21 protein-coding genes and 1 tRNA gene are annotated in these 23,330 nt (G+C 39.8%); 13 read left to right on the plus strand and 9 right to left on the minus strand.

Annotation, left to right across the window (positions count from 1 at the left end):
• Positions 1-47 precede the first annotated feature (47 nt).
• The 7 genes from rpoN to HMPREF9075_RS10455 form a co-directional block, all read right to left on the minus strand.
• Positions 48-1,514: an RNA polymerase factor sigma-54 gene (rpoN, locus tag HMPREF9075_RS10430; RefSeq protein ID WP_009416562.1), complete on the minus strand. Its 1,467-nt coding sequence runs from the start codon at positions 1,512-1,514 to the stop codon at positions 48-50.
• 32 nt (positions 1,515-1,546) lie between these two features.
• Positions 1,547-2,686, minus strand: a complete 1,140-nt coding sequence (locus HMPREF9075_RS10435) for a glycosyltransferase family 4 protein (protein WP_009416563.1) — start codon at positions 2,684-2,686, stop codon at positions 1,547-1,549.
• Positions 2,687-2,762: 76 nt separating this feature from the next.
• Positions 2,763-3,734 carry a cation diffusion facilitator family transporter gene (locus tag HMPREF9075_RS10440; protein WP_009416564.1) on the minus strand — a complete coding sequence of 324 codons (972 nt, stop codon included), beginning with the start codon at positions 3,732-3,734 and terminating at the stop codon, positions 2,763-2,765.
• Positions 3,735-3,737: 3 nt separating this feature from the next.
• On the minus strand, positions 3,738-5,147 hold the full coding sequence (locus HMPREF9075_RS10445) for an alkaline phosphatase (RefSeq protein WP_009416565.1): 1,410 nt from the start codon (positions 5,145-5,147) through the stop codon (positions 3,738-3,740).
• Positions 5,148-5,154: 7 nt separating this feature from the next.
• The gene (locus tag HMPREF9075_RS13600; RefSeq protein WP_009416566.1) at positions 5,155-5,292 is read right to left on the minus strand and encodes a hypothetical protein; all 138 of its coding nucleotides are present in this window, start codon (positions 5,290-5,292) and stop codon (positions 5,155-5,157) included.
• A 75-nt stretch (positions 5,293-5,367) separates the two neighbouring features.
• Positions 5,368-6,420, minus strand: coding sequence for a thiamine-phosphate kinase (thiL, locus tag HMPREF9075_RS10450; protein ID WP_009416567.1), 1,053 nt, complete (start codon positions 6,418-6,420; stop codon positions 5,368-5,370).
• Positions 6,417-6,881 (minus strand): DinB family protein, encoded by a 465-nt coding sequence (locus HMPREF9075_RS10455; RefSeq protein ID WP_009416568.1) that lies wholly within the window; start codon positions 6,879-6,881, stop codon positions 6,417-6,419. The genes thiL and HMPREF9075_RS10455 overlap by 4 nt, the downstream gene beginning before the upstream one ends.
• 665 nt (positions 6,882-7,546) lie before the next feature.
• Between HMPREF9075_RS10455 and HMPREF9075_RS10460 the strand changes: the two genes are divergently transcribed.
• The 4 genes from HMPREF9075_RS10460 (at position 7,547) to HMPREF9075_RS10475 (ending at position 10,985) form a co-directional block, all read left to right on the plus strand.
• A complete protein-coding gene (locus HMPREF9075_RS10460; RefSeq protein ID WP_009416570.1) occupies positions 7,547-8,155 on the plus strand; it encodes a hypothetical protein in 609 nt (202 codons plus the stop codon).
• 11 nt (positions 8,156-8,166) lie between these two features.
• Complete coding sequence (locus HMPREF9075_RS10465) at positions 8,167-8,760, plus strand: hypothetical protein (RefSeq protein ID WP_009416571.1); 594 nt, start codon at positions 8,167-8,169, stop codon at positions 8,758-8,760.
• A 66-nt stretch (positions 8,761-8,826) separates the two neighbouring features.
• Positions 8,827-10,416: a DUF3137 domain-containing protein gene (locus tag HMPREF9075_RS10470; RefSeq protein ID WP_009416572.1), complete on the plus strand. Its 1,590-nt coding sequence runs from the start codon at positions 8,827-8,829 to the stop codon at positions 10,414-10,416.
• An 11-nt stretch (positions 10,417-10,427) separates the two neighbouring features.
• Complete coding sequence (locus HMPREF9075_RS10475) at positions 10,428-10,985, plus strand: LemA family protein (RefSeq protein ID WP_009416573.1); 558 nt, start codon at positions 10,428-10,430, stop codon at positions 10,983-10,985.
• A 39-nt stretch (positions 10,986-11,024) separates the two neighbouring features.
• Here the strand turns inward: HMPREF9075_RS10475 and trpA are convergent, their stop codons facing one another.
• The gene (gene trpA / locus HMPREF9075_RS10480) at positions 11,025-11,786 is read right to left on the minus strand and encodes a tryptophan synthase subunit alpha (RefSeq protein WP_009416574.1); all 762 of its coding nucleotides are present in this window, start codon (positions 11,784-11,786) and stop codon (positions 11,025-11,027) included.
• Positions 11,779-12,981 carry a tryptophan synthase subunit beta gene (gene trpB, locus HMPREF9075_RS10485; RefSeq protein ID WP_009416575.1) on the minus strand — a complete coding sequence of 401 codons (1,203 nt, stop codon included), beginning with the start codon at positions 12,979-12,981 and terminating at the stop codon, positions 11,779-11,781. The genes trpA and trpB overlap by 8 nt, the downstream gene beginning before the upstream one ends.
• A gap of 260 nt (positions 12,982-13,241) precedes the next feature.
• On the opposite strand from trpB, the gene HMPREF9075_RS10490 reads away from it, so the two are divergent.
• From HMPREF9075_RS10490 to HMPREF9075_RS10530, 9 genes are all read left to right on the plus strand, one after another.
• Positions 13,242-16,283, plus strand: coding sequence for a SusC/RagA family TonB-linked outer membrane protein (locus HMPREF9075_RS10490; RefSeq protein WP_034557556.1), 3,042 nt, complete (start codon positions 13,242-13,244; stop codon positions 16,281-16,283).
• Positions 16,284-16,295: 12 nt separating this feature from the next.
• Positions 16,296-17,801 (plus strand): RagB/SusD family nutrient uptake outer membrane protein, encoded by a 1,506-nt coding sequence (locus tag HMPREF9075_RS10495; protein ID WP_009416577.1) that lies wholly within the window; start codon positions 16,296-16,298, stop codon positions 17,799-17,801.
• A 67-nt stretch (positions 17,802-17,868) separates the two neighbouring features.
• Positions 17,869-19,083 (plus strand): DUF6051 family protein, encoded by a 1,215-nt coding sequence (locus HMPREF9075_RS10500; RefSeq protein WP_009416578.1) that lies wholly within the window; start codon positions 17,869-17,871, stop codon positions 19,081-19,083.
• Positions 19,084-19,107: 24 nt separating this feature from the next.
• Entirely contained in the window at positions 19,108-19,314 is a 207-nt protein-coding gene (locus HMPREF9075_RS10505) for a DUF1016 N-terminal domain-containing protein (RefSeq protein ID WP_009416579.1), read from the plus strand.
• A 72-nt stretch (positions 19,315-19,386) separates the two neighbouring features.
• On the plus strand, positions 19,387-20,148 hold the full coding sequence (locus tag HMPREF9075_RS10510; protein ID WP_009416580.1) for a TatD family hydrolase: 762 nt from the start codon (positions 19,387-19,389) through the stop codon (positions 20,146-20,148).
• An 84-nt stretch (positions 20,149-20,232) separates the two neighbouring features.
• Positions 20,233-21,360, plus strand: coding sequence for a 1-acyl-sn-glycerol-3-phosphate acyltransferase (locus HMPREF9075_RS10515; protein WP_009416581.1), 1,128 nt, complete (start codon positions 20,233-20,235; stop codon positions 21,358-21,360).
• Entirely contained in the window at positions 21,350-22,381 is a 1,032-nt protein-coding gene (locus HMPREF9075_RS10520; RefSeq protein ID WP_009416582.1) for an asparaginase, read from the plus strand. The genes HMPREF9075_RS10515 and HMPREF9075_RS10520 overlap by 11 nt, the downstream gene beginning before the upstream one ends.
• 60 nt (positions 22,382-22,441) lie before the next feature.
• Positions 22,442-22,528, plus strand: a tRNA-Ser gene (locus HMPREF9075_RS10525).
• Positions 22,529-22,577: 49 nt separating this feature from the next.
• The gene (locus tag HMPREF9075_RS10530) at positions 22,578-23,309 is read left to right on the plus strand and encodes a MotA/TolQ/ExbB proton channel family protein (protein WP_009416583.1); all 732 of its coding nucleotides are present in this window, start codon (positions 22,578-22,580) and stop codon (positions 23,307-23,309) included.
• Positions 23,310-23,330: the final 21 nt, after the last annotated feature.

Genomic DNA, 23,330 nt, shown 5'->3' on the forward strand with positions numbered 1-23,330 from the left:
CAGCCTCCTTTTTTAATTCTCTTTTAAACTATCTTTAAAAGATGTATTTATAACTCTTTCCTAAGCCGTGCTACAGGTATATCCATTTGTTCACGGTATTTAGCAATGGTGCGGCGTGCGATGGGATAGCCTTTTTCTTTAAGAATTTGTGCTAATTCGTCATCAGGTAGTGGCTTGCTCTTATCTTCTTTAGCGATAATATGCTGTAATATTTGCTTAATCTCGCGTGTAGATACATCTTCACCTTGGTCATTTTTCATAGATTCTGAAAAGAAATCTTTAATGAGCTTGGTACCATAAGGAGTAGTAACATATTTGCTACTTGCTACACGCGATACGGTAGATATATCCATACCCACCTTGTCGGCAATATCTTTGAGGATAAGCGGTTTAATCTTTAGTTCATCGCCTGTAAGGAAATACTCACGTTGGTGTTCCATAATAGCCTGCATTGTTACCAAAAGCGTTTGTTGTCGCTGCCTAATTGCATCAATAAACCATTTAGCAGAATCTAATTTTTGCTTGATAAAGAAAACCGCCTCTTTTTGTGAATTGCTCTTTTCTTTACTTTTTTTATAAGTATCAAGCATTGTGCTATACTCTTTTGATACGTGCAGCTCTGGAGCGTTACGTCCATTGAGGGAGAGTTCTAAATCATTATCAACTACTTTTACGGTAAAATCGGGGATAATTTGCTCTATATGGGCGTTACTATTAGAGTAGGTACTACCAGGTTTTGGGTTTAGGCGTTCTACTTCTTGCACTGCCTCTTTTAGTTCTTCATCGCTTACCATAAAGCGTTGTTGCAGTTTGGCGTAGTGTTTTTTAGTAAAGGCTTCAAAAGCTTCAGTAATTATATTGATAGCCAGCGTTATAGTAGGGGTTTGTTTTTTTCGTTTTAGTTGTATGAGTAAGCATTCTTGCAAGCTAAAAGCACCCACACCAGGGGGGTCTAACTGAAAGATAATTTGCTGGCGAATTTCCTCTACGTGTTCATCAGTGGTATAGATGTTTTGCGTAAAGGCGAGGTCATCGGTAAGGTCTTGTATAGAGCGGCGTATATAGCCTGTATCGTCTATACTACCCACCAAAAATTCGGCTATAAGATAGTCTTCATCATTTAGGGTAAAAGTATTCAGCTGATTGATAAGTGATTGGTGGAAAGAGATTTCGGCACTAAAAGGCAAGTCAAAATCGTCATCATCATCGCTATAGTTATTAGCGTGCAATCTATAGTCGGGTATTTCGTCATCACTCAAGTACTCATCGATGTTGATATCATTCATATCAATAACATCGTTGTCGTTATATTCATCGGCAGAATTGTCAAATTCCTCGTGAAATTCATCATAAGGTGTTTCTTCGCGTCCTGCTTCCAATGCAGGGTTTTCTTCCATTTCTTGCTTTATACGTTGTTCAAAAGCAAGTGTAGGCAGTTGCACCAGCTTCATCAGCTGGATTTGTTGTGGTGATAATTTCTGTGAGAGTTTAAGTTGTAAATTCTGTTTTAGCATTTTCTATAGAATAAGGCGCAAAGATACGTTTTTTATTTTTTTTTAGTAATGGTATTGATAATATGTCGTATTTTTTGTTTGTTTTTACGAGCGTAATAGCCTCTATTTACATAAAAAAGCAATATTACCAATGCTCCAAATATACAGCCAAATACAACCCCCAGCCATAATGATGAAAGAAACGTATTCAGCCATAAAATAATGATAAAAACAACCAAATTAATGGTAGCCAATAATATACTCGCCTGTGGGTGTGATAGTTTCAGGTAATCAATGATTACGTGGTGTATGTGATTGCGGTCGGCTTTAAAGGGCTTCCCATCACGTATTACGCGGGTAGTGAATACCCGTGTGGTATCAAAAAAAGGAATAAAAATAATAGATAATAGCACCCACACTTTGTTGGCAGGAGTAATGATAGCATTCTCTAAAGAAGCAGTGTTTAAGGCAAAAAATTTAATAGCCAATACTGCTATTAAAAAACCTACTATCATAGAGCCCGTGTCCCCCATAAAAACTCGCATTTTTGCCGATAAGTTATAACGTAAAAAAGCCAACAAAAATCCAATACAAGTTATTGATAGCAAGAAGTAATAATGCATTTCGGCATCGTAAAACACATAGGCAAAAATACCAAAAATTACCATTCCTACCATAGAGGCAGATCCATTGATACCATCAATAAGATTATACGAATTTACGATAGCCATTACAATAGCACAACTGATAAATACTGAAAACCAATAAGGAATATCCGTAATACCCAAGAAGTTATCAAAGCTTATAATTTTCAGATTAGTACCAAAAAAAAGAATAAGGGTAGCTACTACTTGCCCCATAATTTTAGTACTTGGGTTTACTCCCACAAGGTCATCTTTTAAACCCACAAAAAAGAGGGCTCCTGCCCCTGATAAAATATTAATTCCTACTAAATCTTCGTCAAAAGAGCGAAACATAAATAGAGTAAAAACCAAACTTACAAAAAACGAGATACCACCCAAGGTTGGCGTCTTTTCGCTATGAGAACTGCGCTCATTGGGCTTATCCATCAAGTTTTTCTGTTTTACTACAAAAATAACACTCGGCAACGTAAAATACGCTACTACAAATGAAAATAAAAACACTAATAGTGCCGTAATACGTAAATTTTCTAAGAAAAAATGGGTTATCATAATGACTAAAATTAAAAGTAGTATTTGTGGTGCAAAGATAATCAAAAAAGTTGAAAGCACAAGCAAAAATTGTTTATTAATCTAGCTTGTGCTTACTTACGCTTGCCATATTCTTCTCATTCCATATAATAGTTTTTACAAAAGGTTTTCCTCTAAAAGCACAATCAAGAGCGCATATTTCGCATGAAAAATCTTTGCAATAATCCATATGGAAGTTAAATTCTATAGTTCTATCTACTTTCTGGGCTAAAAGTTTTATCACTTTTTCCATTTCTTGGTGTGCTTCTTTCAGCGAATAGTAATAAGGCAAGGTAATATGTGCATCTATGTGCAGGTGTGCCCCAAACTGCTGTATGCGCATATTGTGTATGTCAATCCACTCAGTATGCCGGTGTTCTTGCAGTATCTGTACTATTTTGGCAAAGAGTGCTTCATCTTGTTCGTCCATAATACCACCTAAGGCTTTTCGTACTATTTGGTAACCTACTACAATAATGTAACTTCCAAAGAAGATAGCAATCAGAGGGTCTAACCATTTCCAACCCGTAAAATGCACTAAAAGAAGCCCAAAAACAATGCTTATGGTAGCAAAAGTATCCGATTGCAAGTGTTTTCCAGCACTCATTAGTACCAAAGAGTTTTCTTTCTTACCTTTTTGGTACGAAATATACCCCATAATGTAGTTTACTACTGCTGTAGAAGCAAAAAGAGCTATTCCCCAGTCTAGTTTATCTAAGTTGATGCCAAAAATAATAGCCGAAATAGCTTCTATAAGTATCAATATACCTGCTAAAACAATCAAGATGCCCTCAATTCCTGAGGTTACGAACTCTACTTTGCCGTGCCCATAGGGGTGGTCGGTGTCGCGTGGTTTAGCACACAAGTGCAGCGAATACCACCCCATAAAGGCAGCTACAATATTCACTGTACTTTCCATAGTATCTGAGAAGATAGCATTAGAGCCCGTAATGCGCCACGCTATTAGTTTTATCCCAAAAAGTACCACCCCTAAGAGGGTTACCAACTTCTGAAACTGCAAACTCTTCATCTACTAACGACTTACTTCAGCTACTTCCAACAAAAACGTATGCAGTTCGGTATTGCGCATAAAAGGTTTCAGTTTTTCGCTACCAGGTCCGTACATTCCCAGTTCGGTATAGTCTGATGAGTGATCCATACTTATCCAACCCACCGAAGTGTGTGCTTTTTGTATTTCGGCAAAAAGGCGATAAGGCAAATGCTTGTAGTTATACAATCCGTCTTCTTTTCTTTCAGTTTTAGCGTAATATCCCAATAATTCTTTAGCCTGTTCCTCAGTGATAGTCATACCACCACAATGCTGAGCCACGTGTTCTTTTACTTTGGCTACCGAATCGTTAGCGTTTATTTGTTGTAATATCCAGTCGTTAGAATGAGTGAAATTTTGGAGTCTATCAAAATTGTCGTTACACTCTTTACCATAGATAAGTCCGGGGTTGGCATTACCGTGGTCTGAAGTAATAACAACCAAAGTGTTACCATCAGCTTTGGCAAAGTCTAAAGCTACTTTTACAGCCTCATCAAAAGCTACTTGGTCGTAAAGTAGTGCGCCAATGTCGTTGCCGTGAGCAGCCCAATCTACCTTACCGCCTTCCACTTGTATTACAAAGCCATTAGGGTGGCTTTTAAGCTGGTCTATAGCCTTAGCTGTCATCTCGGCAAGGGTAGGGATAGAAGCTTGTTCTTCAGCACTTTGTGCGCGGTCTATAGAATAAGGAAGTGCTTCCTCAGCAAATACGCCATACAAAGGCTTGTTGGCAGGAGCTTTTAGCATTTCGTTGCGCGTGCGAGCTATGGTATAGCCTTTCTTTTTCAGCATCTCAAAAACATCTTTTTTGTCTTTGCGTTGTGCAGCATCAAAGTAATTACTACCCCCTCCTAGCATCACGTCCAAGCCTAATTCGGTGTAGTTGAGGGCAATTTCATCCATTGCATTGCGGCTTTTGCTCCAAGTACAGAAACCAGCAGGAGTAGCGTGGGTAATCATTACGGTTGTTACACAACCTACTTTTTTGCCAGCATTCTTAAACTTCTGTAAAATAGGCATATTCTCCTTGCCATTAGGACTTATATTCAAGCTACCATTATTTACTCGTACACCTCCGCCCCACGATGAACTTGCTGCTGAAGAATCAGTTACTACCGAGCTTGCTGAAGCCATATCCATCAAGGCGCGTTGCCCAAGGTTACTTTCGTATAAATCCATCCAGCTTGAAGGGCGACCATATTTGCGTTTCAGATACAAATCAGCCATTACCATAGTGCCAGTGCTCATACCATCGCTCACCAAAAAAATAATATTTTTAGTACGTTTGTTGCGGTGAGCTTCGCCCATTGTTTGCGCTTTTAGGTCGAATGAAGGTAGTATCAGTCCGCCTAAAGCTGCTAATGTTCCGTTTTTAAAAAATGTTCTTCTTTTCATAATCTTGTTATAAGATGTTTAATTTCTCCTTTAATTCTGCAGGAAATTTGGCACGTTGCAAGAGTTCTTCTGCAAGTGCTAATTTCTTAGGAAAAAGAACTTTTCCTTTAAACTTATCAAGTTTTTTATCTATTTTTATATTCATATACAAATAAAGGGTTAAACCTATATGGTATTAAAATGAGTTTTTGTAACTAATTGAATATAAACGTGGTGCTAATTAATTGTTATTACTTAAAGCGTTCCACCCTCTTGCTATTATAGGGATAAACTGTCCTGCACGGGTTACCAAGTTTACGCCATCGTCTTTAGGGGTGATATGACCAATCACGCTAAAGTGCGGATTGCCCTTTATCTTGTCGTAATCTGCTTGAGCAATGGTAAAAAGCAATTCGTAATCTTCGCCTCCACTGAGGGCAATGGTAGTACTATCTAAATTAAACTCCTCACAGGTACTAATCACTTGAGGGTCAAGAGGTATTTTGTCTTCGTAAAGCCTACAACCTACGCCCGATTGGGTACAAATATGCAGTATTTCGGACGAAAGCCCATCGCTTACATCCATCATAGCGGTAGGTTTTACCCCCAATGCCTTTAGCAAAGGCGGAATATCCTTGCGGGCTTCGGGTTTCAGCTGTCGTTCCAAGATATAAGTATACATATCAAGGTCGGGTTGTGAATGCGGATTAACTTGAAATACAGCTTTTTCGCGTTCTAATATCTGCAGTCCCATATAAGCCCCTCCGATGTCGCCTGTCAGGACGATAAGGTCGTTTTCTTTAGCTCCATTGCGGTATACAAGTTCATCTTCTTGCGCTTCACCTATCGCTGTAACCGAGATGATAAGTCCGCGAGTAGAAGAAGTTGTATCTCCTCCTACCAAATCAACCTGATAGCGCTCGCAAGCCAAGTAGATACCAGCATAAAGCTCTTCTAAAGCCTCCAACGGGAAACGATTAGAAACTGCAATTGATACGGTTATTTGGGTAGCACGAGCGTTCATTGCGTAAATATCGGATACATTTACAGAAACTGCTTTATAGCCCAAGTGTTTCAGTGGCACATAGCTAAGGTCAAAATGGACGCCCTCAATGAGCAGGTCGGTTGATACGACTATTTTTTTATCATCAAAACTCATTACCGCAGCATCATCTCCTATTCCTTTTAGGGTTGAAGGCTGCTTTGTTTTGAAGTCGGCAGTTAAGTGAGCAATCAGTCCGAACTCACCTAAGTCGCTCAGTTGGGTGCGATGTGGAGTTTTATCTTCTATCATTTAGCAAAATAATTTAAAGCAATCACCACCCCAAGGTGCATTCCTTCGTGAGTATTATTAAAGTTGATAGCATCTTCAATACAAGTGAGCGTATAGCCATAGCTGGTGGTATAAGGGGTAAAGTTGCTGAATACCCCACGCTCATAGTCAGCTTGCAGTTGTTTTTGAGTACTGATAAGCAAGGCGCGTAGCGATTGTATTTCTTCGGCTGTAGGCACGTGCCCATCGGGGTGAGTACCTTTTTTGTAAGTTTCTATAAACTCATCGACAACTACGGGTTTCACCCCTGATAGTTTATAACAAAGAATTTGCTGAGTTGCTACACAATGAGCAATATTCCAAAGAATACTATTGTGAAAACCAGCAGGTATCTGTGCTAATTTTTCAGGTGATACATTTTCTAAATAGGTAAGTAGGTTGTTGCGAGTAGCCAAGTGTAAGGCAAATACTTGTTCTGTCATATTATTTAGTTATTAGTATAAAGTTGTTAGGTGCGAGCTGCATAGGCAGTTTCTATCGGCAAAGGTACGAAATAATGTTTAATTGTCAATGATTGATGATTAATTTTTCTCACTAATTTTGTTGCCAATCTTAAACGAATGGTAAGGGGAAGATAAGGGGAAGATAAGGGGAAGATAAGGGGTGAGTGGGGGAGAATTATGAAATTTGAATTATGAATTTTGAATTGGGCACAAGCTGCAAGCTTGCGCCAGCAGAGGGCGAACCTTGAGCGAAGGAAAGTCGGCGAGCTGGCGCAGCCGAGTATGTGACGAAGGTTGAACAACTTTGTCAAACTCTGAAAGTTTGACAAAGTGTGTGGCGCATAGTAAGCGAAGGATAAGCGAAGGATAAGCGAAGGAAAGTCGGCGAGCTGGCACAGCCGAGTATGTGACGAAGGTTGAGCGAAGGTTGAGCGAAGGTTGAACAACTTTGTCAAACTCTGAAAGTTTGACAAAGTGGGAGTGCGAGTTGCATTATAAATATAATCTATATTATAGCTATAATTTATTGAAAATCAGTGTTAAAAAATGTTAATAAAAAAAAACGATTTAAACATCAATTTTTTTGATAGTTTATTGGAAAAAAGTTGTATCTTTGCCGCAGAAAATTTTAAAAACATTTCAGAATGAAAAAAGTGACTTTTTTGGCTGGGCTTATCATCGCCCTTGTACTTACCGCTTGTGGTAAAAAAAACACACCATTTGGTGAGGAACTCCTTAGCGAAGTTTCTATCAACAACGCTAAACAAATCCTTACCAACCCTCCTTTTGCTGATAAGCAATTCCGTTGGATAGAAATCAGAACCAATGGTGCGCTTAACTCAGACTTCCACGAATTGGAAGCAAAATACGAAGATCCTGCTGCTGGTGGGAAACTCGTAGTGCAAAAACACGACAGCTCTTCAGGCTTGGGCGACCCTAGCGTTAGCAATATTCCTGAAATAAACAAAAACTTTGAACTTTTCAAAGTTTCTGAACTTGACTTTACTAAAGTATTGAGCCAAGCTAAAGGGGCTATTGAGTTCCTTAGCCGTATGCAAGATGCCAAAGATTACGAAAACTTCAACGTAAACAAGATTAGTATTGAAAAGTTGGACGGTAAAATCGTTACTACTTACGGAATTGATATGACTAAAAAAGGTGAAGGTACTCAACGCCAAGGTAGAAAACGCGTTACTAACTACTACACGCTTACTATAAAACTTGTAGACGGTGGCGAATATGAAATAGACTAATTAGTAGAACGATGAAAAAAGTATTATCAGCTTTATTTGCATTGGCTTTGGCAAGCTGTGTGCCCAGCACTGGCAGCACTAATGCGAGCCTTACTTCTCCTGAAGGGCTAAAAGATGCTCAGGCTCTTTTGGCAGATAACTTTGCTAAATATGACGGGAAGATAGTGGCTGTAGGCTTTAGTGTAGATGCTGACGACCATATAGATATGGTGGATGTAACCTATAAAGAAGGCAGTAAAGCTACTGCAGCTTCTTATGTAGTATATACCAAGCAAGTGATAGAATCTAACCCTTATGCAGGTTTGGAAGCAGAAAAGGGTTTAAAGGTAAGCGATTTTAAGGTTACTGAACTTACTTCTTTGGTAGAAAAAGCAAAAGCTCTTATTGCTGAAAAAGATAAGAACTTTACTGATTTCCGCGCTCATAAGTTGGAATACGAAGTACAAGCTGATGGCAGCTTGCTTACGCGCTTTGTGGTATATGCCAACAATGCTAATACTTCTTATTTTGGCAAACGCGTAGATGCAGGAAAACCTGTATTTGCCTTCTCATTTGAAGCTGATACAGCGGGTAACGTAAAAGCAGTTTCGGGATTAGAACTATAATCATAGTTGAGGCTGTCTGAAAAACTTTTTTGGGCAGCCTCAATTTTTTAAAACAAACATTTAATAATGAATATTACAGAAGCTAAAGCACTCGTACTACAAGAGTGCCAACGTGAAAAGAAAATTACCATCCGCAACCTTGTAGTGGTTGCGGTTTTGGTTCTAATAGTAGTGGTTTTGGTGGTACTTTACGCACTGCCTTTTGTAACCCAATTTGCTAGCAACCTTGCCAGCTCTGCCAACGAAAATCAGCCTTTTTATTACAAACTTATTATCCCATTGGTGATAGTAATGTCGTTATACTATCCTGTGATGCGCACTTGGACTGTATTCAATAGAAGGAAAAAGGTAGATGAGTTTTTTGCACAATTGGAACAAGGTGCTGAAGCGCGTATCCATAACGAAATTGAAAGTTACCTTACTGTAATTCCTTTAGGAAAAATAAAATTTCAAATGGATGCTGTAACGCTCTTGCAGGTATCTATAGGCAGCAAAAACTACGAATTGCCTATCTATAAATACGCAGCAGCTGATGTGAAACGCGCTTTGAGCGCACCACAAGGTAGCGAAACTTACGACCAAGTGATGAAAGAGCTCTTCAATAAAGAAGCGACCACGGCTACCAGTGCCGCAACTACAACTAATGAGCCTCCTATTACCTTGAAACCTGTAGAGGAATTTAGGCATTATGCCCAAGAGCATCTTGCTACTGACCTTACCGCTATGGAACAAGGGCGCAGCACTAGCAAAAATATGTTGTACATACAGATGGCTTTTGCCATAGGGATAGTGGCTTTGGTGTTCTTTTTGTTTTCATCGGGGGTGTTCTCTGCAGGCAATTCTACTGGCGTATTTATACTGATAGGGGGCTTTGTAGGGGTAACATTCTTGTGGAGTATGTTCTCTAAACGCTATGCTCAAAACAAAATGGCGGGTACTGGGGATTATACCCAAGTAAAAAGCAAAGTGTTTGGCAAGTTGGTACATTACATCAGCGATAATTTTCAATACTTTGAAAAGGGACACGTGAATATAGGCGAATTCTTGTCGTCATACCTCTTTAAAGTGGAGCGTTACAACATCACAGGGGGCGACCAAATAGTGGGTAGATACAACGGCGTGCCTTTCCAATCGTGTAACCTTTCGGTTACTTATCGCCCGAACTTTCGCAACGAAAAAGAAGGCGATGATGTGGCTTTCTACGGCAATTTCTTTATGGCTCGTTCGCCTAAAACCTTTGAGCACCCTATTGTTATTCACCCTAAAAAGAGTTTTTGGGGCGATATGAAGGACAACGAAATAAGTACTTATTTGAATATTGGAGGTGAAAAAATACGCCTTGAAGACCCTGAGTTTCAAAAGTTATTTGAAGTGTATTGCGATGACCAAATAACAGCGCGCTATGTGCTTACTCCTGCCTTTATGGAACGCCTCAAAAAGCTGAACGAAAAGCACAAAGGCGAGGTGTATATAGGTATTAATAATGACAATATAGTTATAGCTACCAATCGTGGCAATGCTCTTATGAAAGCTGACTACTCGCCTACGGCTATGCTTTTCCAAAAGATAGATTTGGCAATGGTGGAAGATGTATATAGCGAGCTGATAGCTCAATTGCAAATGATTGATACTTTGAAATTAGCAGATAACAAATAAACGTAAGAAAAATGATAGCAATAATTGTAGCGATTGCTATTGTTGTACTGCCACTATTATACATAGTAGTACAATACAATAGCATCACCCGTAGGCGTAACCAGATAGAGAATGCGATCTCGTCATTAGATTCGCTATTTATACAGCGTGCTGACTTGATACCTAACTTGGTAGAGACGGTAAAACAATACGCTAATTTTGAGAAGGAAACACTCACTAAGATAGCCGAGCTTCGCCGTCCTAAAACTATAGGGGATATTACGGAGAATGATAACCCTTATGTGCAGGCTGATGAGGCTACGGTATCGCTAAAATCGTTTATGTTGCAGGCAGAGGCTTATCCTGACTTGAAGAGTAGTACGCAATTTACCTACTTGCAACGCCAGCTTACTGATTGTGAAGAACAAATAGCAGCAGGACGCCGATATTTGAGTGCCTCTATTACGGATTATAACGATAAAATAGTGGTGTTCCCGTCTAATCTTATCGCTTCTCTTTTTGGGCTGAAGAAATACCAATGGCAATATGCTACTAAAGAGCAACGCGAAGCTGTGAAAGTAAAGTTTTAAGTTAAAAAAGAGGCTATCCGATAAAAGATAGCCTCTTTTTTAATTTTTAAATAGTGTATTGATAGTTTCTATAGTTTCTTTTACGCTATGCTGTGCTGTGAGTGCTACGATGCTGGTGCCTACAATTACGGCATCGGCATATTGGCGCATCAGTGCTACATCGGCTTGTGTTTTGATTCCAAAACCTAAAGCTATAGGTAGGTGGGTTTGCTGCCTAATATCTTCTACAAAGGAGGCTAATCGGGGTAGGGCTACTTGCTGGCTGCCCGTAACGCCCAATGAACCTACCGCATAAATAAAACCATCACCTAAACGGGCTATCTTCTTTATTCTCTCACCCGAAGTAACGCTCACTAAAGGAATAAAGGCTAATTGTTTTGCCCTGAGGAGGCTTACTACTTCATCGGCTTCTTCGTAAGGCAAATCGGGAATGATAAGTCCGCTGATACCTACCGCTGCGCATTTATTAATGAAAGCCGCTACCCCATAAGCTAATACGAGATTGTAATAGACCAAGAAGACGAGCGTTTTTTGTACTTCTCCTTTTACTTCGGCTAATAGATTAAAAACGGTATCGGTAGTAACGCCAGCTTGTGAGGCTGTGAAAGAGGCTTGCGAAATGAGTTTGCCATCGGCTAGAGGGTCGGAGTAGGGGATACCTATTTCTAAAATATCAATAGCTGAATGGTTGAGATTTTGCAAGAACTCTTTGGTGAAGGCTACGCTGGGGTATCCTGCTACGATGTAGCCGATGTTTACTTTTTTTTGTTGAGCGAAGATACTTTGTATATTATTAGTCATAATGTTCGTTTTTTAGGATTGAAAATACGGTGTGCATATCTTTGTCGCCTCTTCCTGAAACGTTTACTACGATATTTTGAGGCTGCCCAGCAGGTAGGGTGGGGCATAGTTTGCTGAGGTAGGCTAAGGCGTGCGCACTTTCTATGGCAGGGATGATGCCTTCTTGTCGGGTAGTGAGCAAGAGGGCTTCCATAGCCTCGTCATCGGTGATGGGGGCATAGGTTACTCGCCCTGATTGAAACAGATGGGCGTGCTGAGGTCCTACCCCAGGGTAATCTAATCCTGCCGAAATGGAGTGTACGGGGCTTATTTGTCCGTATTTATCTTGTAGGACATAGGTTTTCATACCGTGTATAATTCCTTCTTTGCCCAAAGTGAGAGTAGCGGCGTGCTCATTGGTATTGATACCTTTGCCACCAGCCTCTACGCCATAGAGTTTTACGGAGGGGTCATTGAGGAAAGCAGAGAAGATGCCAATGGCGTTGCTGCCCCCACCTACGCAGGCAATAATGTGTTGCGGCTGGATGCCGAGTGTAGCGAGTTGTTGCTGGGTTTCGTTGCCAATCACCGATTGGAAGTCGCGGACGATAGCAGGGTAGGGGTGAGGTCCTACAGCCGAGCCGATAACGTAAAATACTTCTTCTATTTGTGCTACCCAAGCTTGTATAGCAGCGGTGGTGGCTTCTTTGAGCGTTTGTAGTCCGTCAGTAATAGCTACTACTTTAGTGCCGAGTAGTTCCATACGGAAAACGTTTAGTTTTTGTCGTTCTATATCGGTAGCGCCCATATAGATGTTGCATTCTAATCCTAAAAGGGCAGCTGCGGTGGCAGTGGCTACGCCGTGTTGCCCAGCACCAGTTTCGGCAATGACTTTCTTTTTGCCCATACGCTTGGCGAGAAGTACTTGCCCTAATGCATTGTTGATTTTGTGTGCGCCTGTATGGTTGAGGTCTTCGCGCTTTAGGTAGATATGGTGTTGGTAGTGTTGGCTTAGGTTTTTGGCATAGTAGAGCGGTGTAGGTCGCCCTACGTAGTTTTTGAGTAGGTCGTTGAGTTGCTCAGAAAAAGAGGGGTCTTTTTTAGCTTCGTTATAGGCGTTTTCTAGTGAAGTGAGTGCAAACATAGCGGTTTCGGGGACGAACTGCCCGCCGAAGTTGCCGTAATAAGCCTTGTTGTTTTTGTGATTATTGTTCATTGTTCTTAAATTTGCGACAAAGATACGAAAGATATGTTAATGTGGGCTTGTTACTTGTAAATTATTTTATACCTTTGCGGCTGTTTTTAAAAAATTAGCAAATTAGCAAATTAGGGAATTAGAAAATTAGAAAATTAGCAAATTTGAGAATTTGATAGAAATTAATTAATAAATAACTGATTAATAATAAATAATTAATAAATAAATAACTATAACTAATTAATAAATAAATAACTAATTAATAAACAATCATAATAGCGATGAACATTTTGAAGCGATTTTGCTTATGGACATTGTGCTTATTGCCGCTACTAGCGGGGGCACAAAGCGTAGATTTACAGGGGACTGTAAAGGATACGAAAGGTGAGCCCTTATTGGGGGTTTTTATTTTGGTGAAGGGTACCCAACGAGGTGCTACTACCGATTTTGATGGTAACTACAGTTTGCAAGCAAATGTAGGGGATGTACTTAAGTTTTCGTTTTTGGGGCTTAAGACGGTAGAAAAGAAAGTAGCGGCAGGGGTTACTCATATAAATATTACAATGGAAGACGATGTGCAAGAGCTGGAAGGTACTGTAGTAACGGGCTACGGGGGCAAGAAGATAGCTAGCCGTACGGTAGCATCGGTAGCCACAGTGCAGGGAAAAGAATTTGCACAAACGCCTAACGCTAATGCCATTGACGCACTACAAGGGAAAGTAGCGGGGATGGTGGTTACTACTGAATCTGGAAGACCAGGGGCTGGCTCTTCGGTATTGATACACGGGCTGAATACTTATTTTTCGGTATTTGACCCTAAAATAGTGTCAGAACCTTTATACGTAGTGGATGGAGCTACTGTAAGTGGTGATATAATGACGATGTATAACCCTAATGATATAGAGAGTGTAACGGTACTAAAAGACGCTGCTTCTACTTCTATTTACGGGGCACGTGCTGCCAATGGGGTAATACTCATCACCACCAAAAAAGGAAAACGCAACGAGCGTACTAATGTTACTATCAGTCACCAATTAGGTTTCTCTATCCCTACCAATGTGATGAATAAGTTTTTTGACAATATGGTTACGCCCCGCGAATATATGGACTTTTGGATCAAAAAAGAACCAAGAGCAATTACTTCATTGGGCAGACGCTTGGGGTATACCGAGACGACACCAGAAGCTATTACTGATAGAATATTGGCAGAAAACCCACACAATACCCGTTGGGATAAGGTTTTCTTTCACGGGTATGCACCAGTTTCGCGTACCGATATATCTTTATCGGGTGGGAGTTTAAACACTTCGTATTACTTATCGTTTGGCTATTTAGACCAACAGGGGATGAAAACGCGTTCTGCTTACCAGCGTTATACACTCAATGCGAATATAGATACCCAAGTGGCAGAATGGCTAAAGGCGGGAATTTCAGTTTCGTTAGGGCATAGTAGTGCAGAGAGTGTAGCAGGCGATGCTTCTACCGATATTTTATCATTGCCTATTTATTCGCCTACCGATAACAAAGGCAAACGAAAAGATTATATTTTTTCAATCTTGGGAGTAGAACAAGGTTTTTACCACCCCGATTATTTGGCTGAAAAACGTCCTGGTGATAGTTATGGAGAGAATATTATGCCTATAGGTTATTTGCAAATAGAACCAATTAAAAACCTGACTTTTAAAACACAATTGGGGATACAATACAATATAGGTGAGGGATACAACCGAAATTTGCCTTCTTTTGTGGAATATCGCGGGACAGGTGAAACAGTATCAAGCGCCTCTCGTAATATCAATAAGAACTTGCAACGTACCTATACTAACTTATTGGAATACAAATGGAATATAGCGAATTTGCACAATTTTGATTTTCTTTTAGGACAAGAGTCGTTGGAATCAGTAGGACGTTCGTTTAGCGGAAGGTCATTAGGACAGCCATCGGACGGGCTAATGATGCTAAGTCTCGGAACCCAACAATTGGAATTGAAAGATAGCCAAGAGGAAAGTGGTTTTAACTCTTATTTTGGACGAGTGGAATATTCGTATAAAAACCGTTACTTTTTAGACCTATCGGCACGCCGTGATGGCTCATCGGCATTTGGGGCTAATAACCGGTATGCCAACTTTTGGGCGTTTGGAGCGATGTGGAAGCTAAAAGAAGAGGCATTTTTGAAACAAGTAGACTGGCTTACCAGCTTAGACTTGCGCTTTAGTACTGGACTTTCGGGTAACTCATCTATAGGGCAATATAACAACAGAACTCTTATAAGCCCGTCTAACAATTACAGAGAGCGTCCTGGTTATTTTCTTTCATCACTTGGCAACCCCGATATTATGTGGGAGGAACAACAAAAAACAACTTTGGGGCTGAATGTTTCTATAATGAAAGGAACCAACCTGAATGTAGAAGTGTATGAACGTAATACTTATAAAACGCTTGGAAGAGGTTATATAAATTCGGCTTCGGGCTTTACCTTTATTTCTGACAATATAGGCAATATGCAGAACCGAGGGATAGATATTACCTTCTCTACCATTGCTTATAGAAGCCAAAACAACGACTGGAATATACGTCCGTATTTCAATATGAACTACAATCAACAAAAAGTAAAGTCGTTGCACCTAAACAAGGAGTTTTTTGCGAATAGTTTTAATTATGCGGGTTATAAGCTAAATGAGGAATTGCAATGGGCAATGCCTATATTTAAAGGTTTAGACAAGAATGGTTATGCACAATGGTATTTGCCTAAAGAGAACTATATGGAGCAACAAACAGATGATAGCAAGGTTACCTATCAATACGATTCGAAAAAATTGATGCAAACTACTAATAAGAAAATGTTTGCCCCAGTGAATGGAGGCTTTGGGCTTACCGCTACATACCGCAATGTATCGTTAGATTTGGCATTTTCTTATTCGTTGGGCAAATGGATGATAAATGAAGATAGGTATTATACCCTTAATCCAGGTGTTTTTGGTACGAAAAACTTTAGCCGAGAATTGCTAAACTATTGGAAACAAGAGGGCGATGATACCGAAATACCAGCACTAAATAGCTCACGCTTTATGGAGAAGGATACGCGCTTATTGGAGAATGCTTCGTATATGCGATTGAAGAGTTTGGGTTTGAGCTATTCGTTGCCACAACAGGCTATTGAAGATATGCGTTTCTTTACAGGAGTACGTTTGTACGCTTCGGCACGTAACCTCTTTACTATTACCAAATATACAGGAGCAGATCCTGAATTTGCAAATACAATATCACGCGGGGGTTACCCACCTACTCGTCAGTTTACTATAGGTGTAGAACTTAAATTTTAAAAAGAAAAGCAAATGAAAAAAATACTATATATAACATCTTTACTGTTGGTTATTAGTGTGTTGCCAACGGCTTGTGCCCGTTTAGATTTAGAACCTTATAACGAGGTAGATGAGAGCAAAACCTTTAACAGTAAGCGCGATGCTGAGCTGTGGGTGAATGGAATGTACAACGCCTTGCGCGATGCTAACCAAGGAAAACAGATGTACGCTTCGGACGTGCAAGCTGATTACCTAAATGCTGCACAGGGGATGGAAAAAGCGCCTAATATGCACCGCTGGTCGCTTTTTAATACTTCAGAAGAAACAACAGCTACCATTTGGAAAGAACGTTTTTTGATTATTCAGGATATAAATATTGCCCTTAAAGGCTTTCCTAAAATACCTGAACAAAATGAAATAAAAGGACTTACGGGAGCGTTGTACTTAGGGCGTGCTTATTGTTATACCTATTTGGTTACTCACTTTTGTAAGCCTTACAAAGCTGCTACAGCTGCTACCGATTTAGGGTTGCCCATTCTTACTGATACTACGCTTAAGAACTTTCCTCCTCGTAGTAGTGTGAAAGATACTTATGCCTTTATCTTGAGTGATATTGCCCAAGCGGAAACCTTATTGGCTTCTGAAACTGGTGAGGAGGGAGCTGATACTTTTACCATAGATGCGGTAAAAGCCCTAAAAGCACGTGTATTACTTTACCAAAATGATTGGGCACAAGCATACCAAGTGGCAGAACAGCTTATTGCTACAGGACATTACCCCTTAGCAAGCTCGGCAACGGCTTTTGGGAAAATATGGACAGAAGATAGTAATACCGAAAATATCACTCAACTATATGCTGCTATTAGTGCTGGAGTATCGGAAGTTTCAAATAATACGAATGACCTTTACTTATCAGAACAAGAAAGTTTCTTTATACCAGGACAAATAGAGGCGAGCCCTAATGTGCTACCTACACAAGATTTTGTAGATTTATTTGAGGCTGACGACTGGCGCAAAGATGTGTTTTTAAAATCGGTAGATATAGGTTTCTTTAGTCTTTATGCAGTAAATAAATACCCTAGGAATGAAAAATTGGAGCTTGCTAATAGTGTTTTCTTTTACTACGGACATAAGGCAAAACTCTTCCGTATAGCCGAAACCTACCTCATAGCTGCTGAAGCAGCTTTTAAGAATAATGACGAAACGAATGCTAAGCGCTATTTGAATTTATTGCGTGCAGCACGTGGACTAGCAGCGGTAACTACTACAGGTAACGACCTTTTTACCGATATACAAAACGAACGCAGTCGTGAGCTTTGTTTTGAAGACTTTAGGCTGTATGACCTTAGTCGTTGGGGACTGCCTGTAAAGCGTGGTACTCCTCAGGACTTGAGCTCTATCAGAAGTACCCCAGCCGAAGACTACAATGAGCTCAATATACAAGTGGGCAGTGCTTACTATCACAAAATAGTATGGCCTATTCCTGCTGATGATATAGACTACGAACGAGGTAAATGGAAACAGAACCCAGGTTGGTAACCCTATAATTAGCAAATTAGCAAATGTGAAAATTTGCTAATTTGCTAATTATCTAATTTATAAAAATATGGAATACTATCAATTACACAACAAACTAAAAGAAGCGTTTGATACAAACAACAATGTGGCATTGCCTGATTTGGGGGTGCGTATCACTCATAACAATTTCTTCTCGGAAGGGGCTAAAAATTACTTGCCCGGTAGTGAACATTTATTTTGCAAAGAGCACAACCTTGCTTTTACCTCGCAAAGTGCTCGTACCCAAGACGATTTGGACTGGGTGGACTATGAAGTGGAGTGCAATATCAGCTTTCAGTATCACATAGTGCAACCTATAAATGATACCCAAGCGAATGGGGTGATTATTGTATTTCACGGGCTGAATGAAAAGAAATGGGACAAGTATTTGCCTTGGGCATACGCCCTTAGTAAGCATACGGGTAAGGCGGTTATCCTTTTTCCGATAGCCTTTCATATGAGTCGTGCGCCTGAACGCTGGAGTTCACGCCAAGAGATGTATGTTATTGCCCAAAAACGTATGGAAGAACATCTTGACAACAGCGAAACTTCCTATGTGAATGCTGCTACAAGTACTCGCTTAGACGCATATCCGCAAAGGCTATTCTGGTCGGGATTGCAAACGTATAACGATATTGTACAGCTCATTACCGACCTAAGAGCAGGGGTATTGCCTACTATAGCTTCTACGGCTACAGTAGACCTTTTTGGTTACTCTATAGGTTCGTTTCTCTCGGTAATACTAATGATGGCAAACCCCAAGGGCTATTTTACTAACGCTAAGCTTTTTTGTTTTTGCGGCGGTATGACCATAGACCGTATGTTTCCTATTTCCAAATATATAATGGACGGGCGTGCAGCTATTACGATGCAGAAAACTTTTGCGGAGCTACTGAGTACTAACTTCAAAACTGACCCACGCTTAAAACATTATCAGGATAGTAATTTGCATTTTGAAGAAGGTTGGTTTAAAACGATGTTGCGATATAACTACTACCAAAAGGAGCGAGAAAAACGCTTTTCGCAGTTGGAAAATCAGATAAAAGCTTTGGTATTGGAACAAGACGAAGTAACGCCTCCTATAGAGGCACTCAACACGCTGAAAGGCGGTTATCGGAATATCAATATAGAGGTAGAAATAGATGATTTTCAGTATCCTTATACTCATATGAATCCGTTTGCACTCACTACGAAGAATGCTGCTGAAGTAACGGAGGCATTTGAGCGGTTTGTAAAATCGGCAACAGAGTTTTATAATAGGTAATAAACGACTAAAAATTAATAATTTATGAATGATATTATTAATACTACCGACTATAAAGATTGGCTACAATCCTTAAAAAATAGGATACAACAAAGCCAAATAAAAGCCGCTATACAAGTAAATAGTGAGTTGCTGCGCCTTTATTGGCAAATGGGAAAAGATATCGTTGAGAAACAAGAGCAAGCTAAATGGGAAACAACTTGTTTCCCATTTAGAAATTTCATCTTATAAATTATTTGATGAATATAAATCATCTTTGCCAAGTATAGAAGAAATTGAAAGGCAATTAAATACAAATAACAAATGATAGATACCCATACACATTTATATTCAGAAGAGTTTGATAAAGATCGTGCTGAGATGATAGCGCGGGCAAAAGCTGCGGGGGTAACGCGTTGCTTTATTCCTGCTATTGATAGCAGTTATACAGAGCGGATGTTTCAACTAAAAAACGAATATCCTGATTATGTGTTTCTGATGAACGGCTTACACCCTTGCAACGTGAAAGAAAACTATAAAGAGGAGCTCACCCACGTAGAAAACTTGATGCCGACACACTCTTTTTGTGCTATTGGCGAAATAGGGATTGACCTTTATTGGGATAAAACTTTTCTCAAAGAACAACAGGAGGCTTTTGCGTGGCAAATACAGCTGGCTAAAAAACATCAGTTGCCTATAGTGATACACTGTAGGGAGGCTTTTGACGAAGTGTTTGAGGTGTTGGAAAGTGAGAAAGGAGATGACCTCTTTGGTATTTTTCACTGTTTTAGTGGTACGGAAGCTCAAGCGTATAGGGCAATTGACTATGGACTGCACTTAGGGATAGGAGGTGTGGTGACTTTTAAGAATGGAAATATAGATAAGTTTTTGAGAAATATAGATTTGCAGCATATTGTTTTAGAAACTGATAGTCCGTATTTAGCCCCTATACCTTATAGAGGCAAACGCAACGAAAGTGCTTATATAGTGCAAGTTGCAGATAAGCTGTCGGATATATATGAGTTGCCCGTAGATGAAATAAAAAGAATTACGACAGAGAACGCTACAAAAATATTTAAGATTTAATTAGGTATTTTCAAAATTATTTTGTTATTTTGCACTTGTTATAGGATTGATTTTAGTGAAAACAATAGAGCGAAACTTTTGAAAATGGAAGATTATTTTAAGTCTATACGTCCGTATTACGACCACGAGGTACCACAGGCATTACAGCGAATAAAGAAGAATTCATTGATAGCTGCGATGCTTGCATATGCCTTTCCTAATGATACAGAGGAGGAAAGGATAGCACGGCTCCTTAGTTGCCAAACGGTAGCTGATTTTCAGGTATCTATAATGGTACAAGTGGTGGAAAAAGCAATAGAGAAAAGTATGTCGGGTTTTACCTACGAGGGGTTTGAGCATTTAGACCCTTCGAAGGCTTATGTGTTTATCTCAAATCATCGGGATATTATTCTGGATACTTCGCTGCTAAATGTGGCATTACATAGGAATGGACTTGGAATGACAGCTTCGGCAATGGGTGATAACTTGTTGCGCAAGAGGCATCTAAAAACTTTGGCAATGCTCAATAGGAATATTATCATCTATAGGAGTTTGCCACCACGTGAGGCGCTTGAACATTCGCACTTGGTATCGGAATATATACACGATTGCATTACGCATCATAGAAATGTGTGGTTGGCACAGCGTGAAGGGCGTACTAAAAACGGTGATGACCGCACGCAACAAGGGGTGCTGAAGATGCTTTCGCTGAGTGCACCTGATGATATAACCCCTTTGCAATACCTAAAACAATTGCACTTAGTACCAATGGCTATATCGTATGAATTTGACCCTACGGATGTGCTGAAACTGCCTGCATTGGTAGCTCAACATCAAGGGGTAGCCTATGTAAAATCACAAAAAGAAGATTTTGAGAACATCATACAAGGACTTTTGGGGCAGAAAGGGCGCGTACATATTTCGGTAGGGAAACCACTTAATGAAGCATTGGATGTGATAGAGCAAGAACACAAGCACCTGAATAAACAACTGCAAGCTGTAGCAGAGCGTTTGGATAAGGAAATACATCAGCAATACAAATTATTTCCTGCCAATTATATAGCGTATGACCTGCTTCACCAGACTTCAGCCTATAAGGATTGTTACAACGAAAAAGAATTTAGGCAATTTGAACGTAGAATGAACAATAGGAGCAAATCGGGGGATATTTCGCAAGAAAAGTTCTTGGAGATGTATGCAAACCCTGTAAAAAATAAAACAAATGGAAACTAATAATTCTAAAGTACTACTGATTTATACAGGAGGTACCATTGGAATGATCAAGGATTACGAAACAGGGGTACTTCGCGCCTTTGAATTTGATAATTTGTACAAGCGTATTCCTGAGCTTTCTCATTTAGATTGTGAGATTTCGGTACATTCGTTTGAAAAGGTAATAGATTCATCGGATATGAATCCGAGGCACTGGATAACAATGGCTGAGGTAATAGAACGTGAATACGAACACTACGATGGTTTTGTGGTGCTGCACGGGAGTGATACGATGAGCTATTCGGCATCGGCATTGAGCTTTATGCTGCAGGGGCTTACCAAACCTGTAATATTTACAGGCTCACAACTACCTATAGGTGATTTGCGCACGGATGCTAAGGAAAATCTTATAACATCCATACAATTGGCAGCCCTAAAGGAAAACGGAGTATCGGTAATACAAGAAGTGGGATTGTACTTTGAATATAAACTATATAGGGGTAATCGCACTACGAAGATTAATGCAGAGCAGTTTCGGGCTTTTGCTTCGCCTAATTATCCTATATTGGTGGAGAGTGGAGTGCATCTGAAAGTAATGAAGGAGAATTTGTTGCCACACCCAGTGGGGGAAAAATTGGAAGTGTGGAAAGAATTTGATACTAATGTAGCTATTATAAAGATGTTTCCGGGGATTACGTCTCAATTTTTGGAAGGAGTGTTTGCCATAGAGGGTTTGAAGGCGGTAGTACTTGAGACTTATGGTTCGGGGAATGCGCCTACCAATGAGGATTTTTTGAAGGCATTGGAAGGAGCTATAGGGAGAGGGATACACATAGTAAATGTTACACAATGCTCTGGCGGTAGTGTGATAATGGGCAAGTATGAGGCGAGTGAAGGGTTGCGAAAGATGGGAATCATAGATGGGAAAGACATCACGAGCGAGTCGGCAATTACAAAATTAATGATTTTATTATCAAAAAATATTTCTTCTAAAACACTAAAAATCAAGTTTGAAGAAAGTATGGTAGGAGAAATTTCATAAAAAAAACAGAAAAAAATTTGCGAGGTACAAAAAAATTTTGTTACTTTGGCATTTGGAAATAGAGAGGTGTCCGAGTGGTTGAAGGAGTACGCCTGGAAAGTGTATATACACGAGAGTGTATCGAGGGTTCGAATCCCTTCCTCTCTGCCTCGATAGAAATAGTAATTATTAACTAACAATTTAAAAGATTAAACAAATGAGAAAAATGACATCTAAGCTACTATTAGTAGCAATGTTAATCGTAAATGTAGCAGTGGTTAGTGCTCAAGAAGTAGCAGATACTGCACAACAAAGCAAGGGCTTTCACCAAGTATTCAAAGAGCGTTTCATTGAAGGGGGACCTATGTATATGGCGCCAATACTATTGTGCTTGATTATTGGTTTGGCAGTAGCAATAGAAAGGATTATTTACCTTAATATGGCTACAACAAACACCAAGAAACTTCTTGTAGAAATAGAAGGAGCTTTGGAAAGCAGAGGTGTAGAAGGAGCTAAAGAAGTGTGCCGTGATACAAAAGGTCCTGTAGCATCTATATTCTATCAAGGGCTTGATCGTGCCTCAGAGGGTATTGATATGGTAGAGAAATCGGTAGTATCATACGGTGGTGTACAAATGGGGCAATTAGAAAAGAACGTTACTTGGATTTCGTTGTTCATTGCTATTGCACCGATGCTTGGGTTTATGGGTACGGTAATTGGTATGATTGAGGCGTTTGACAAGATTAGTACAGCGGGTGGCTTGGATGCATCATTGATTGCTGGTGATATCAAAGTGGCGTTGCTTACTACAGTATTCGGTCTAATCGTAGCGATGATACTACAAGTGTTCTACAACTACATTATCGCTAAGATAGATGCAATTGTAAACGATATGGAAGATGCATCAATCTCATTGATTGATATATTGGTAGCTAAAAAAGTAAAATAATAATAATCACCCATTAAAAAG

The organism is Capnocytophaga sp. oral taxon 332 str. F0381, assembly GCF_000318275.2.
Taxonomy (GTDB): domain Bacteria; phylum Bacteroidota; class Bacteroidia; order Flavobacteriales; family Flavobacteriaceae; genus Capnocytophaga; species Capnocytophaga bilenii.

What these genes read in the sequence shown, in the direction of transcription:
- rpoN (WP_009416562.1), bottom strand. Translation starts at nt 1,514, where the DNA reads ATGCTAAAACAGAATTTACAACTTAAACTCTCACAGAAATTATCACCA.
- HMPREF9075_RS10435 (WP_009416563.1), bottom strand. Translation starts at nt 2,686, where the DNA reads ATGATAACCCATTTTTTCTTAGAAAATTTACGTATTACGGCACTATTA.
- HMPREF9075_RS10440 (WP_009416564.1), bottom strand. Translation starts at nt 3,734, where the DNA reads ATGAAGAGTTTGCAGTTTCAGAAGTTGGTAACCCTCTTAGGGGTGGTA.
- HMPREF9075_RS10445 (WP_009416565.1), bottom strand. Translation starts at nt 5,147, where the DNA reads ATGAAAAGAAGAACATTTTTTAAAAACGGAACATTAGCAGCTTTAGGC.
- HMPREF9075_RS13600 (WP_009416566.1), bottom strand. Translation starts at nt 5,292, where the DNA reads ATGAATATAAAAATAGATAAAAAACTTGATAAGTTTAAAGGAAAAGTT.
- thiL (WP_009416567.1), bottom strand. Translation starts at nt 6,420, where the DNA reads ATGATAGAAGATAAAACTCCACATCGCACCCAACTGAGCGACTTAGGT.
- HMPREF9075_RS10455 (WP_009416568.1), bottom strand. Translation starts at nt 6,881, where the DNA reads ATGACAGAACAAGTATTTGCCTTACACTTGGCTACTCGCAACAACCTA.
- HMPREF9075_RS10460 (WP_009416570.1), top strand. Translation starts at nt 7,547, where the DNA reads ATGAAAAAAGTGACTTTTTTGGCTGGGCTTATCATCGCCCTTGTACTT.
- HMPREF9075_RS10465 (WP_009416571.1), top strand. Translation starts at nt 8,167, where the DNA reads ATGAAAAAAGTATTATCAGCTTTATTTGCATTGGCTTTGGCAAGCTGT.
- HMPREF9075_RS10470 (WP_009416572.1), top strand. Translation starts at nt 8,827, where the DNA reads ATGAATATTACAGAAGCTAAAGCACTCGTACTACAAGAGTGCCAACGT.
- HMPREF9075_RS10475 (WP_009416573.1), top strand. Translation starts at nt 10,428, where the DNA reads ATGATAGCAATAATTGTAGCGATTGCTATTGTTGTACTGCCACTATTA.
- trpA (WP_009416574.1), bottom strand. Translation starts at nt 11,786, where the DNA reads ATGACTAATAATATACAAAGTATCTTCGCTCAACAAAAAAAAGTAAAC.
- trpB (WP_009416575.1), bottom strand. Translation starts at nt 12,981, where the DNA reads ATGAACAATAATCACAAAAACAACAAGGCTTATTACGGCAACTTCGGC.
- HMPREF9075_RS10490 (WP_034557556.1), top strand. Translation starts at nt 13,242, where the DNA reads ATGAACATTTTGAAGCGATTTTGCTTATGGACATTGTGCTTATTGCCG.
- HMPREF9075_RS10495 (WP_009416577.1), top strand. Translation starts at nt 16,296, where the DNA reads ATGAAAAAAATACTATATATAACATCTTTACTGTTGGTTATTAGTGTG.
- HMPREF9075_RS10500 (WP_009416578.1), top strand. Translation starts at nt 17,869, where the DNA reads ATGGAATACTATCAATTACACAACAAACTAAAAGAAGCGTTTGATACA.
- HMPREF9075_RS10505 (WP_009416579.1), top strand. Translation starts at nt 19,108, where the DNA reads ATGAATGATATTATTAATACTACCGACTATAAAGATTGGCTACAATCC.
- HMPREF9075_RS10510 (WP_009416580.1), top strand. Translation starts at nt 19,387, where the DNA reads ATGATAGATACCCATACACATTTATATTCAGAAGAGTTTGATAAAGAT.
- HMPREF9075_RS10515 (WP_009416581.1), top strand. Translation starts at nt 20,233, where the DNA reads ATGGAAGATTATTTTAAGTCTATACGTCCGTATTACGACCACGAGGTA.
- HMPREF9075_RS10520 (WP_009416582.1), top strand. Translation starts at nt 21,350, where the DNA reads ATGGAAACTAATAATTCTAAAGTACTACTGATTTATACAGGAGGTACC.
- HMPREF9075_RS10530 (WP_009416583.1), top strand. Translation starts at nt 22,578, where the DNA reads ATGAGAAAAATGACATCTAAGCTACTATTAGTAGCAATGTTAATCGTA.